General features: G+C 62.9%; 9 protein-coding genes. 7 read left to right on the top strand and 2 right to left on the bottom strand.

Going from position 1 to position 12,776, the window contains the following annotated elements:
- Positions 1–153: 153 nt before the first annotated feature.
- Positions 154–726, top strand: a complete 573-nt coding sequence (locus tag GL284_RS13830) for a hypothetical protein (protein WP_155045230.1) — start codon at positions 154–156, stop codon at positions 724–726.
- A 114-nt stretch (positions 727–840) separates the two neighbouring features.
- Positions 841–4,173, top strand: coding sequence for a carbamoyl-phosphate synthase large subunit (gene carB, locus GL284_RS13835; protein ID WP_155045231.1), 3,333 nt, complete (start codon positions 841–843; stop codon positions 4,171–4,173).
- Between the two features lie 70 nt (positions 4,174–4,243).
- Here carB and GL284_RS13840 read toward each other — a convergent pair whose 3' ends face one another.
- Both GL284_RS13840 and GL284_RS13845 read right to left on the bottom strand, forming a co-directional pair.
- Positions 4,244–4,654, bottom strand: coding sequence for an acyltransferase family protein (locus tag GL284_RS13840; protein ID WP_155045232.1), 411 nt, complete (start codon positions 4,652–4,654; stop codon positions 4,244–4,246).
- Between the two features lie 170 nt (positions 4,655–4,824).
- Positions 4,825–6,264 (bottom strand): APC family permease, encoded by a 1,440-nt coding sequence (locus tag GL284_RS13845; RefSeq protein ID WP_196216777.1) that lies wholly within the window; start codon positions 6,262–6,264, stop codon positions 4,825–4,827.
- 789 nt (positions 6,265–7,053) lie between these two features.
- Here GL284_RS13845 and aroC point away from each other — a divergent pair.
- The 5 genes from aroC (at position 7,054) to pstB (ending at position 12,771) form a co-directional block, all read left to right on the top strand.
- Positions 7,054–8,154, top strand: coding sequence for a chorismate synthase (gene aroC, locus GL284_RS13850; protein WP_155045233.1), 1,101 nt, complete (start codon positions 7,054–7,056; stop codon positions 8,152–8,154).
- A gap of 164 nt (positions 8,155–8,318) precedes the next feature.
- Positions 8,319–9,350: a substrate-binding domain-containing protein gene (locus GL284_RS13855; RefSeq protein WP_155045234.1), complete on the top strand. Its 1,032-nt coding sequence runs from the start codon at positions 8,319–8,321 to the stop codon at positions 9,348–9,350.
- Positions 9,351–9,416: 66 nt separating this feature from the next.
- Positions 9,417–10,604 carry a phosphate ABC transporter permease subunit PstC gene (gene pstC / locus GL284_RS13860; protein ID WP_155045235.1) on the top strand — a complete coding sequence of 396 codons (1,188 nt, stop codon included), beginning with the start codon at positions 9,417–9,419 and terminating at the stop codon, positions 10,602–10,604.
- Positions 10,601–11,953: a phosphate ABC transporter permease PstA gene (gene pstA / locus GL284_RS13865; RefSeq protein WP_155045236.1), complete on the top strand. Its 1,353-nt coding sequence runs from the start codon at positions 10,601–10,603 to the stop codon at positions 11,951–11,953. Before pstC ends, pstA begins: the two co-directional genes overlap by 4 nt.
- Before the next feature lie 20 nt (positions 11,954–11,973).
- Positions 11,974–12,771 (top strand): phosphate ABC transporter ATP-binding protein PstB, encoded by a 798-nt coding sequence (pstB, locus tag GL284_RS13870; RefSeq protein ID WP_155045237.1) that lies wholly within the window; start codon positions 11,974–11,976, stop codon positions 12,769–12,771.
- The last annotated feature ends 5 nt before the right edge of the window (positions 12,772–12,776 follow it).

The following is a 12,776-nucleotide window of genomic DNA, read 5'->3' on the forward strand; positions in this document are numbered from 1 at the left end:
TGAGCCTTGAAACGCTCGCCCGTGTGACCGACAATCCAACCGTCAGGCTGCCCGCCGTGGCCACCTGAACAAGCCCTGACCTCTCCGAGGGTCGGCGCTCCTACACCACGCCGCGGGGCACTATCCTTCAGAAAGGGCGAATTTGCCATAGATTTGATCATCGAGGCGGCATCCAACCTGAAATATGCCAGCGCCGCTGCTGGATATCTTCGTCAGCAGCTTAGCCAACCGGACGACGACTTCGTGAAGTTGGTAGGACGGCAGATACATGACGGATCTATTACCAAAGCGGTTACCGAGCAGTTGCGTCCGGCAATTCAGACGGCTCTTGATGCTCTCATCAGAGAAAGAATCGAAGACAGGCTGAGTATTGCGTTACGGCCAGAGGCCGTGAGCACGTCGCCTCATCCTGTCGAAGCAGTTGGCGACGACGACGTTGTAACTACGGATGAAGAGCGCGAAGGTTATATGATTGTTCGTGCGATTGCGGCGCGTAGCATGGCCGTTGAACGCATCACAATGCGCGACGCTAAAAGCTATTGCGCCGTGCTGTGTGACGACAACAATCGCAGACCCATCTGCCGTCTGTATTTCAACTCAGCTACAACTAAAAATCTCGGGCTTTTCAGTGCTGACAAGACAGAGATAAAGGTGCGCATCGACACACCGAGTGACATCTACAAGCACGCTGATGCAATCGAGGCGGTCATCCAGTCCTACTTGTAGACCATCCTCCAGACCACATCTTTTCCACAATGTTGGCGCTGCACACCCTTGCGCCGCTGCTTGCCATGGCTATAACCCCGGTCGATTTACCTGCCGCCAGCCCGAGGACGCCCCATGCCCAAAAGAACCGATATCAAATCCATCCTGATCATCGGCGCAGGGCCCATCGTGATCGGGCAGGCGTGCGAGTTCGACTATTCCGGCGCTCAGGCCTGCAAGGCGCTGCGCGAAGAGGGCTACCGGGTCATTCTGGTGAACTCGAACCCGGCGACGATCATGACCGATCCGGAAATGGCCGACGCCACCTATATCGAGCCGATCACCCCCGAGATGGTCGAAAAGATCATCGCCAAGGAACGCCCCGACGCGCTGCTGCCGACCATGGGCGGGCAGACCGGGTTGAACACCGCGCTGGCGCTGGCCGATATGGGCGTCCTGAACCGCTACGGCGTCGAGCTGATCGGGGCGCAGCGCGCCGCCATCGAGATGGCCGAGGACCGCAAGCTGTTCCGCGAGGCGATGGACCGCATCGGGCTGGAAAACCCGCGCGCCACCATCGTCGCCGCGCCCAAGCTGGCGAATGGCAAATATGACATTCAGGCCGGGATCTCGCAGGCGCTGGCGGATCTTGAAGAAATCGGTCTGCCGGCAATCATCCGGCCCGCCTTCACGCTGGGCGGCACCGGCGGCGGCGTCGCCTATAACCGCGACGATTACGAACGCATCGTGCGCTCGGGGCTGGAGGCCTCGCCGGTGGCGCAGGTGCTGGTGGACGAGTCGCTGCTGGGCTGGAAGGAATATGAATTCGAGGTGGTGCGCGACCGCGCCGACAACGCCATCATCGTCTGTTCCATCGAGAACGTCGATCCGATGGGCGTCCATACCGGCGATTCGATCACCGTCGCCCCGGCGCTGACCCTGACCGACCGCGAATATCAGCGGATGCGGAACGGCTCGATCGCGGTGCTGCGCGAGATCGGCGTCGAGACCGGCGGGTCCAACGTGCAATGGGCGGTCAACCCCAAGGACGGCCGCATGGTGGTGATCGAGATGAACCCGCGCGTGTCGCGGTCCTCGGCGCTGGCCTCGAAAGCCACCGGCTTCCCCATCGCCAAGATCGCCGCGAAACTGGCCGTCGGCTATACGCTGGATGAGCTGGACAATGACATCACCAAGGTGACGCCCGCATCCTTCGAGCCCTCGATCGACTATGTGGTCACCAAGATCCCGCGCTTTGCCTTTGAGAAATTCCCGGGCAGCAAGCCGGAATTGACCACGGCGATGAAATCCGTGGGCGAGGTGATGGCCATCGGCCGCAGCTTCCATGAATCGCTGCAAAAGGCGCTTAGCTCGATGGAGAACGGGCTGACCGGCCTTGACGACATCGAGATCCCCGGCGCGCCCGAGAAATCCGCCGTGATCAAGGCGATCAGTGCCCAGACCCCCGACCGGCTGCGGCTGATCGCTCAGGCCATGCGTCACGGCCTCAGCGATGACGAAATCGGCCATGCCACCGCCTTCGACCCGTGGTTCCTGTCCCGCCTGCGCGAGATCGTCGATGCCGAGGCGGGCGTGATCGCAAACGGCCTGCCCGCCGATCTGGATGGACTGCGCCGCTTGAAGATGATGGGCTTTACCGATGCCCGTCTGGCCAAGCTGTCGCAGCAATCCGAAACCGCCGTGCGCAAGGCGCGCCGCGCCCATGACCTGCACCCGGTCTTCAAGCGCATCGACACCTGCGCCGCCGAATTCGAGGCGCAGACGCCCTATATGTATTCGACCTATGAAGCCCCGGCGATGGGCGATGTCGAAAACGAGGCCCGCCCCAGCGACCGCAAGAAAGTGGTCATTCTGGGCGGCGGTCCGAACCGGATCGGGCAGGGGATCGAATTCGACTATTGCTGCTGCCATGCCTGCTTTGCGCTGACCGATGCCGGGTATGAAACCATCATGGTCAACTGCAACCCGGAAACGGTGTCGACCGATTACGACACCTCGGACCGGCTGTATTTTGAACCGCTGACCTTTGAACATGTGCTGGAGATCCTGCGCATCGAGCAGGAAAACGGCACGCTGCACGGTGTCATCGTGCAGTTCGGCGGCCAGACGCCCCTGAAACTGGCCAACGCGCTTGAGGCCGAGGGCATCCCGATCCTTGGCACCACCCCCGACGCCATCGACCTGGCCGAGGACCGTGAGCGGTTCCAGAAGCTGCTGAACGATCTGAACCTGAAGCAGCCGGTGAACGGCATTGCCAGCACCGATGTGGAAGCCATCGAGATCGCCGAAAAGGTCGGCTTCCCGCTGGTCATCCGCCCGTCCTATGTGCTGGGCGGTCGCGGCATGGAAATCGTCCGCGATATGGACCACCTGAAACGCTATATCCGCGAGGCCGTGCAGGTCTCGGGTGACAGCCCGGTGCTGCTGGACAGCTATCTGGCGGGCGCGATCGAGGTGGATGTGGACTGCCTTTCGGACGGCACGACCGTCCATGTCGCAGGCATCATGGAGCATATCGAGGAAGCGGGCGTGCATTCCGGCGACAGCGCCTGCTGCCTGCCGCCGCATACGCTGGATGCCGCGACGATTGAGGAACTGAAACGTCAGTCCCGCGAAATGGCCAAGGCGCTGAACGTCGTCGGTCTGATGAACGTGCAATTCGCGATCAAGGATGGCACGATCTATGTGCTTGAGGTGAACCCGCGCGCCTCGCGCACAGTGCCCTTCGTCGCCAAGGCCACCGACAGCGCCATTGCCTCGATCGCCGCGCGCCTGATGGCGGGTGAGCCGATGTCGAACTTCCCGGCCCGCGCGCCCTATCCGGCGGATGTGGGCCCGGAGACCGATCTGCCCTTCGCCGATCCGCTGACGCTGGCCGATCCGAATACGCCGTGGTTCTCGGTCAAAGAGGCGGTGTTGCCCTTTGCCCGCTTCCCCGGTGTCGATACGCTGCTGGGACCAGAGATGCGCTCGACCGGCGAGGTGATGGGTTGGGACCGCAACTTCGCGCGGGCCTTCCTGAAGGCGCAGATGGGCGCGGGGACGCAATTGCCCACGACCGGGCTGGTCTTCATTTCGGTCAAGGACGCCGACAAGACCGCGGCACTGGCCGATGCCGCGCGCGATCTGGTTGCGATGGGCTTTTCGCTGATCGCCACGGGCGGGACCGCGGATTACCTTGCCGGGGCAGGGGTCGACGCGGCGCGCGTGAACAAGGTCTATGAGGGGCGCCCGAACATCGTAGACCGCCTGAAGAACGGCGAGATCGTCATGGTGCTGAACACGACCGAAGGCGCACAGGCCATCGCCGATTCCCGCGAGATCCGGGCCGTCGCGCTGAACGACAAGATCCCCTATTTCACCACCGCAGCGGGCAGCATTGCCGCCGTGGCCGCGATCAAGTCGCGCGGCGAAGGTGAGGTTGGCGTGCGCGCCCTGCAGGCCTGACCTGCCTTGTCCGGAACACGAAGAAGGCCCCGAAAGGGGCCTTTTTGCTGTCCTGCCTGCCGCCAAGGATCTAGCGCACCGGCTGCCCGAAATGGTCGCCACGCCGCCGCGCCAGCAGACCCCGCGCCCAACGCTCGGTCGGAAGCTCGATCCGGCGATAGGCCTGATGGCCGATCAGCAGCGCGGCAATGACGGAAATCAGCAGGAACACCACCGCCGCCATGGCCGAGCCTTCCAGCATAGGGATGCGGTTGAAGATGATGTCCAGCACGGTGATCGGAAACAGATGCGCCAGATAGATCGAATATGACGCATCGCCGATGGCCAGCAGCGGGGCGCTGGTTTTCTGAAACGCGGCAATCCCCAGCCCGCCAATGAAGATCAGCACGGCCGGCAGGCCCCAAGCCAGCGCGCGATGGGTTTCGGCGTCCTGGTAAAGCAGGCTCGCCAAAAGCAGCAGTGCGATGCCAAGCAGCAACATGGCAATCTCCGCAGTGCCGCGTGGCAGCCGGTCCTGACATCAAAACTCGGTAACGGCGCGGGGATGCAAGGCCTTGCGACAGATACGGGTTTGCCTCTCAGCGCAAGCTGTAAACCCGAACCGGCCATGCCAGCCCAAAGGATGCGCCTTTGGCTGGCGTGGCGCATGGCTCAGTCGGGCTCGATATCCTCGACATTCCGGATCTCGCCGGGGCGGGGATGGGCGCGGTTCCACAGATAGGTTGCAACCCACAGCACCAGACCGATGCCCAGCAGCCAGGCGGCGATGCGGTATTGCCCCATCTGCGCCTCGCTGCGCGCCCATGGGCCGACCAGAAACGCGCAGGTGATCGCGCCGATCCATGGCAGGATGGCGGGGGCGCGGAAATGCTCGGTCTTGCTGGGCTGGCGGCGCAGCACCAGCAGAGAGATGTTGACGATGGTGAACACGCAGAGCAGCAGCAGCGATGTCGTGCCGCCCAGCAGGCTGACCGCCGAAGCCGAGCCTTGCGTGACCACGAAATAGATCAGCCCAAAGGACAGCAGCGTCGTGAAGATGATCGAGACCCAAGGCGTGCGCCGCGTGTGATGCACCAGCCCCAGCGCATGGGGCAGCACGCGCTGCCGGGCCAGACCGTAAAGCAGGCGGCTGGCCATCAGCATGTTGATCAGCGCCGAGTTCGCCACGGCAAACATGCCGATGAACGGAAAGATCTTGTCGAAGGGCAGGCCCGGCGCGCCCGCGCGCACCACCTGCGTCAGGGCCGAGCCATTGTCGGGGTTGGACAGTTGCCCCACCGGAACCAGTGCCACGGCGCAGATCGCGACCAGCACATAGATCACGCCGGTGATGCCCAGCCCGGCCAGCATGACGCGGGGAAAGACGCGGACGGGATCCTTGACCTCTTCGGCCATGTTGACCGAATCCTCGAACCCGACCATGGCGAAGAAGGCCAAGGCGGTCGCGGCTGTCAAGGACAGGAAGGCGCCCTTTTCCTCGGACGACTGGAAGATCATCACTTCCGAGAAATCCGCGCGGCCCTGACTCATGGCGTAAAAGCCGATGAAGATGATCATCAGCAGTCCCGAAAGCTCGATGCAGGTCAGCACGACATTGGCTTTGACGCTTTCGCCGACACCGCGGAAGTTGATCAGCGCGACCAGGGCCATGAAGCCAAGCGCGATGATCAGGATGCCGCCGCCGGTCTTGGACAGGCCCAGCCCGAAGCCGTCATTCAGAAAGCCCGCAAAGGCATTCGAGGCCGTCGATGCCGAGGTGATCCCCGAACACATGACGGTAAAGGCCACCAGAAATGTCAGAAAGTGGATGCCAAAAGCCTTGTGCGTATAAAGCGCCGCGCCCGCCGCCTGCGGGAAGCGCGTCACAAGCTCAAGATAGGACATCGCGGTGATGGTGGCGATGACGAAGGCCAGCAGGAACGGCGCCCATGCCGCGCCCCCGACCTCACCCGCCACCGTGCCGGTCAGCGCATAGACGCCGGTGCCCAGAATGTCGCCGACGATGAACAGCAGCAGCAGTTTCGGCCCCATCACGCGATGAAGTTCGGGCTGGCCCGATGCTGCGGGATCGGCCTTCGTTATGTCCGTCATGCTATGCCCCCTGATGGACTGTCAGGAGTAATACGTTCCGCAGGCAGTATTCGTTCCCTGCCGGAGGGTTACGCGGCTGACCTTGGGTCATCGGGGGCAGTATCCGCCCGATACGGGGCAGTGCCGCAGGATTGGGAAAGGGCGCGGGTGTCTCCGGCCCGCGCCCTCCCGAGTTGCTCAGCCACACCCCACCACAAGCACAGAAGAGCAACTGTCACGAAACGATATCACCTTTGCCCGCCCCCGGAGCCAGTATTTCGACCGGGCCTTCAGGACCCCTGCCGGGCGCCGGTGTGGAACGGCAACAGGCGGGCAAGATATCGTTATCCAATCTGATTACGCCATACCACTACTGGTTGAGCCTTGAAAAGCGATTGCAGAAACTTGCGTCAAGATCGCTGCCAAATTTGCTCGCGTTTTGGATGTGCTACCGGCGCAGCGGTAACAAAATAATCCTCGTCTGTTCTGGACAAATCGGTTTTGCGGTTCATGGGCCAAGATGGGGGCAGATGCAACCGACCGAATTGTCACCATTGATTCAACTTTGCCGAAATGGCGCCGGGCCAAGCGGCTGCCGGATGCAAACCGCCCACCTTCGCAACCATCACGTTACATTACCATGACATTGGTCCGTGAAACGGGTGTGAATTCAACTAATAATTTGATTGAACGGTAAAAAAACCGCTTTGGATGATTCGTGGGCCAGCCGTTCCGACCTTTCCGGCGCAGCATTTCCCGTTGCCTGAGCGGTTCAGCCCGGCTATCGCAGGCGAAAAAGGGGCATAGAGCATGAGCTTCAACACCTTCGGTCGCGTCTTCACCTTCACCACCTGGGGCGAAAGCCACGGGCCGGCCCTGGGGGCGACGGTCGATGGCTGTCCGCCCGGCATCGCGCTGGACGAAGCCTTCATCCAGACGTTTCTGGACCGCCGCCGCCCCGGCACCTCGAAATTCACCACCCAGCGGCAAGAGCCGGATCAGGTCAGGATCCTTTCGGGCGTGTTCGAGGGGCGCACGACGGGGACGCCGATCCAGCTGATGATCGAGAATACCGATCAGCGCAGCAAGGATTACGGCGACATCGCGCAGGCCTTCCGCCCCGGCCATGCCGATATTGCCTATCATCTGAAATACGGCATCCGCGACTATCGCGGCGGCGGCCGGTCCAGCGCGCGGGAAACCGCGGCTCGGGTCGCGGCAGGGGCGGTGGCGCAGGCGGTGCTGCGCGAGCTTGCGCCCGCGCTGCGCATCACCGGCTATATGGTGCAGATGGGCGATCTGCATCTGGACCGCGCCAAGTTCGACCCGAAAGAGATCGGCAACAACCCGTTCTTCCTGCCCGATGCCGATGCGGTCCCGGCATGGGAGGATTACCTGAACGCCATTCGCAAGGATCAGAACAGCGTCGGTGCCGCGATCGAGGTCTTGATCCGGGGCTGTCCGGCAGGGCTGGGCGCGCCGGTCTATGCCAAGCTGGATACCGACCTTGCCGCCGCGATGATGTCGATCAACGCCGTAAAGGGCGTCGAGATCGGCGAGGGCATGGCCGCCGCCGCCCTGACCGGCACGGAAAATGCCGATGAGATCCGCATGGGCAATGACGGGCCGCGCTTCCTGTCGAACCATGCGGGGGGCATCCTGGGCGGCATCTCGACCGGGCAGGACATTCTGGTGCGCTTTGCCGTCAAGCCGACCAGTTCGATCCTGACGCCGCGCCGCACGATCAACCAGAAGGGCGAGGACATCGAGCTGATCACCAAGGGCCGTCACGACCCTTGCGTGGGCATCCGCGCCGTCCCGATTGCCGAGGCCATGGCGGCCTGCGTGATTCTGGACCAGTTCATGATGGACCGCGCACAAACCGGCGGGGCGCGCGGTCGAATCGGTTGACAGGATGATCGTGCAGGGGCGCTGGCCCCTGTATCCACAGCCATTTTCGTGCAATCCCCGATTGTCGCAATTCCGTTACACTCCTGACGCATAAGCGTCGCATCCGCCCTCTAAGGGGTCGGGCAGGCCGCTGTCGGCCCCATGGAAATGTCAGGAGTGATCCTATGAAATCCGCGAAACTTGCCGTTTCGGTCCTTGCCATCATCGCCGCCTCGGCCACCGTCGCCTCGGCCCGTGACCAGATCCAGGTGTCTGGCTCGTCGACCGTGCTGCCCTATTCGACGATCGTCGCCGAAGCCTTTGGCGAAAACACCGACTTCCCGACGCCGGTCGTGGAATCGGGCGGCTCGTCCGCTGGTCTGAAGAAATTCTGCGAAGGCGTCGGCGAAAACACCATCGACATCGCCAACGCATCGCGCCCGATCAAGGAATCGGAAATCGAGGCCTGCAAGGCCGCTGGCGTGACCGACATCATGGAAGTCCGCATCGGCTATGACGGCATCGTCTTTGCCAGCGACATCTCGGGCAACGACTTCCAGTTCACCGCTTCCGACTGGTTCAACGCGCTGGCCGCTCAGGTCGTGGTCGACGGCAAAGTCGTCGCCAACCCCTATACCAAGTGGAACCAGATCCGCGCCGACCTGCCCGATCAGGACATTCTGGCCTTCGTTCCGGGCACCAAGCACGGCACCCGCGAAGTGTTCGAGGAAAAGGTCATCCACGCCGGCTGCAAGGACTCGGGCGCTGAAGAGGCGTTCAAGGCCGCGATGAGCGAAGACGACGCCGATGGTGCCTGCATGGCGCTGCGCACCGATGGCAAATCGGTCGATATCGACGGCGACTATACCGAAACGCTGGCCCGCATCCAGTCGGCCAAGCACGGCATCGGCGTCTTTGGCCTGTCGTTTTACGAAAACAACACCGACAAGCTGAAAGTCGGCACCTTCGCTGGCGTCACCCCCTCGACCGAATCGATCGCCTCGGGCGAATACCCCGTGTCGCGCCCGCTGTTCTTCTATGTGAAGAAAGCCCATATCGGTGAAATCCAGGGCCTGAAGGAATTCGTCGAATTCTTCGTCTCGGACGAGATCGCAGGCCCCGATGGCCCGCTGGCCGCCTATGGTCTGGTTTCCGATCCGCAACTGGCTGACGTTCAGAAAGCCGTTGCCGACGAAACCGTCATGGCTGCCAACTGATCTGGCTTCTGGCGCGGGGCCATGACGGTCCCGCGCCTCCTCCCCTCCCATTCTCCCGAGGCCCTTATGCCTGTCACCTGGACCTTGCTGCTCGTCCTGGCCTTGGCAGTTGCCGGTTACTATATCGGTCGCTCCCGTGTTCTGTCCGCGGCGGGCGGCGATAGCCGTCGCCTGCATTCGCGCCCCAGCTATTACGGCTGGAACATCGCGATGTTCACCGCCGTTCCCACCCTGTTTCTGATTGCGATCTGGAGTGTCCTGCGCCCCGCCGGCCCGACCGTGCTGGCCGTTCTGGCGCTGATTGTGGCTGCCGCTGGCATGGCATTCGCGCTGTCGCGCACCAACCCGGATTTCCGCGCCCGCAACGTGGTGGAAACCTTTGTGCGCTATCTGCTGATCCTGTGCTCGATGATCGCCATCGCGACCACCGCCGGGATCGTGCTGTCGATGCTGTTCGAGACGGGCAACTTCTTCAAGCAATACCCCTGGCAGGACTTCTTCTTCGGCACCACTTGGTCGCCCCGCTTCGGCGGCGGTTCGCAACTGGGCATCCTGCCGCTGGTCTGGGGCACGCTGTACATCTCATTCATCGCGCTGGCCGTGTCGATCCCGATCGGCCTGTTCGCCGCGATCTATCTGTCGGAATACGCCTCGCCGCGCCTGCGCAGCTGGGCCAAGCCCGCCATCGAGATTCTGGCCGGTATCCCGACCATCGTCTACGGCCTCTTCGCGCTGATCACCGTGGGCCCGATGCTGCGGGATTACTTTGCGCAGCCGCTGGGTCTGGGCAATTCCGGGTCGTCGGTGATGACCGCGGGTCTGGTCATGGGCATCATGCTGATCCCCTTTGTCAGCTCGCTTTCGGATGACATCATCAACGCCGTGCCGCAATCGCTGCGCGACGGCGCGCTGGGTCTGGGATCCACCCAGTCCGAAACCGTGCGCAAGGTGGTGCTGCCCGCCGCGCTGCCGGGCATCGTGGGGGCGATCCTGCTGGCCGCGTCGCGCGCCATCGGTGAAACCATGATCGTCGTGCTGGGGGCAGGGGCCGCCGCACAGATGGGCCTGAACCCGTTCGAGGCGATGACGACGATCACCGTCAAGATCGTCAGCCAGCTGACCGGCGATACCGATTTCGCCGCGCCCGAAACGCTTGTCGCCTTCGCTCTGGGCCTGACCCTTTTCGTCATCACGCTGGGGCTGAACATCGTCGCCCTTTATGTCGTGCGTAAATATCGGGAGCAGTACGAATGACCGACGCAACCTTTCCCGCTGCCGGCGCGTCCCCGGACAAAAGCTCGCTGCTGGTTGCCGATGAACGCACCCGCAAGCGCAATGCCGCCGAACGCCGTTTCCGCGCCTATGGTCTGGGGGCGATCCTGATCTCGATCGCGCTGCTGGTCATCTTGATGTTCACCATCCTGACCGGCGGTATCGGCTCGTTCCGTCAGACCTATGTCGAAATCCCGGTGACCCTTGATGCCGCGCAGCTGGACAAGTCCGGCAATCGCGACCCCGAGGAGATCCGCAAGGTTCTGACCCTGACCTATGGCAAGCTGATCGAGACCGCGCTGCAAAAGGCGATCACCGATAACGGCATCACCATCGACGGGCTGACCGCCGCCGATGTCAGCAACATGATCTCGAAAGAGGCACCTGCCGAGCTGCGCAATCAGGTTCTGGCCAATCCCGAACTGGTCGGCCAGACCATCGACGCGCGTCTGCTGAGCAATGGCCGCGTGGACGGCTATTACAAGGGCCGCGTCACCATGGAGACGGCGGCGCGCGACAGCAATACCTCGGTCGCGCAGCTGCAACTGGCCGATGCGCTGAAGGACAAGAACCTGCTGGCGACGGAATGGAACTGGTCATTCCTGACCAAGCCCGACGCCTCGGACCAGCGCCCGGAAGCCGCCGGTGTCGGCGTGGCCATCCTTGGGTCGCTGTACATGATGCTGGTGGTGCTGGTTCTGGCCGTGCCGATCGGTGTCGCCGCCTCGATCTATCTTGAGGAATTCGCGCCCAAGAACCGCCTGACCGACATCATCGAGGTCAATATCTCGAACCTCGCTGCCGTGCCGTCCATCGTGTTCGGTATCCTGGGTCTGGCCGCCTTCATCAACTTCGCGGGCCTGCCGCAATCGGCGCCCATCGTCGGCGGTCTGGTGCTGACGCTGATGACGCTGCCCACCATCATCATCGCCACCCGCGCGGCGCTGAAGGCGGTGCCGCCGTCGATCCGCGATGCCGCGCTGGGGGTGGGTGCGTCAAAGATGCAGTCGGTGTTTCACCATGTGCTGCCGCTGGCCATGCCGGGCATCCTGACCGGCACGATCATCGGTCTGGCGCAGGCGCTTGGCGAAACCGCGCCGCTTTTGCTGATCGGCATGGTGGCCTTCGTGCGCAACTTCCCCGGCGCGCCGCCAGAGGGCCTGTTCGACCCCGCCTCGGCGCTGCCGGTGCAGGTCTATAACTGGACGCAGCGTGCCGACCCCGCCTTCGTGGAACGGGCCTCTGGGGCGATCATCGTCCTGCTGGTCTTCCTTCTGTGTATGAACCTCCTTGCCATCTTCCTGCGCCGCAAGTTCGAGCGCCGGTGGTAAACCCGGGACGGATGATGATTATGAACGACATGAGCAAAGTGGAGCGCACCGTGAGCCAAACGGACATCAAGATCTCGGCCCGTCAGGCGCAGGTGTATTATGGCGACAAACACGCCATCAAGGATGTCGATGTCGACATTCTGGACAAGACCGTCACCGCCTTCATCGGACCGTCGGGCTGCGGCAAGTCGACCTTCCTGCGCTGCCTGAACCGCATGAACGACACCATCGAAAGCTGCCGCGTCGAAGGCAAGATCACGCTGGACGGCGAGGATATCTATGACAAGCGCGTCGATCCGGTGCAGTTGCGCGCCAAGGTCGGCATGGTGTTCCAGAAGCCGAACCCGTTCCCCAAATCGATCTATGACAACGTGTCCTATGGCCCCCGCATCCACGGTCTGGCCCGCAACCGCGCCGAGCTGGACGAGATCGTCGAGCAGTCGCTGCGCGGCGCCGCGCTGTGGAATGAGGTCAAGGACCGCCTGAATGAGCCGGGGACCGGCCTGTCGGGCGGCCAGCAGCAGCGTCTGTGCATCGCCCGCGCCGTGGCGACCCAGCCGGAAGTCCTGCTGATGGACGAGCCCTGCTCGGCGCTTGACCCGATCGCGACCAGTCAGGTCGAAGAACTGATCGACCAGCTTCGGTCGCAGTTCTCGGTCGTGATCGTGACGCACTCGATGCAGCAGGCGGCCCGTGTCAGCCAGAAGACCGCGTTCTTCCATCTGGGCAATCTGGTCGAATACAACGACACGGATGCCATCTTCACCCGTCCGCAGGATCCGCGCACGGAAAGCTATATCTCGGGCCGCATCGGCTGATCCCC

Source organism: Paracoccus shanxieyensis (assembly GCF_009711265.1).
GTDB classification, from domain to species: Bacteria; Pseudomonadota; Alphaproteobacteria; order Rhodobacterales; family Rhodobacteraceae; genus Paracoccus; species Paracoccus shanxieyensis.

What these genes read in the sequence shown, in the direction of transcription:
- carB (WP_155045231.1), top strand. Translation starts at nt 841, where the DNA reads ATGCCCAAAAGAACCGATATCAAATCCATCCTGATCATCGGCGCAGGG.
- GL284_RS13840 (WP_155045232.1), bottom strand. Translation starts at nt 4,654, where the DNA reads ATGTTGCTGCTTGGCATCGCACTGCTGCTTTTGGCGAGCCTGCTTTAC.
- GL284_RS13845 (WP_196216777.1), bottom strand. Translation starts at nt 6,264, where the DNA reads ATGACGGACATAACGAAGGCCGATCCCGCAGCATCGGGCCAGCCCGAA.
- aroC (WP_155045233.1), top strand. Translation starts at nt 7,054, where the DNA reads ATGAGCTTCAACACCTTCGGTCGCGTCTTCACCTTCACCACCTGGGGC.
- GL284_RS13855 (WP_155045234.1), top strand. Translation starts at nt 8,319, where the DNA reads ATGAAATCCGCGAAACTTGCCGTTTCGGTCCTTGCCATCATCGCCGCC.
- pstC (WP_155045235.1), top strand. Translation starts at nt 9,417, where the DNA reads ATGCCTGTCACCTGGACCTTGCTGCTCGTCCTGGCCTTGGCAGTTGCC.
- pstA (WP_155045236.1), top strand. Translation starts at nt 10,601, where the DNA reads ATGACCGACGCAACCTTTCCCGCTGCCGGCGCGTCCCCGGACAAAAGC.
- pstB (WP_155045237.1), top strand. Translation starts at nt 11,974, where the DNA reads ATGAACGACATGAGCAAAGTGGAGCGCACCGTGAGCCAAACGGACATC.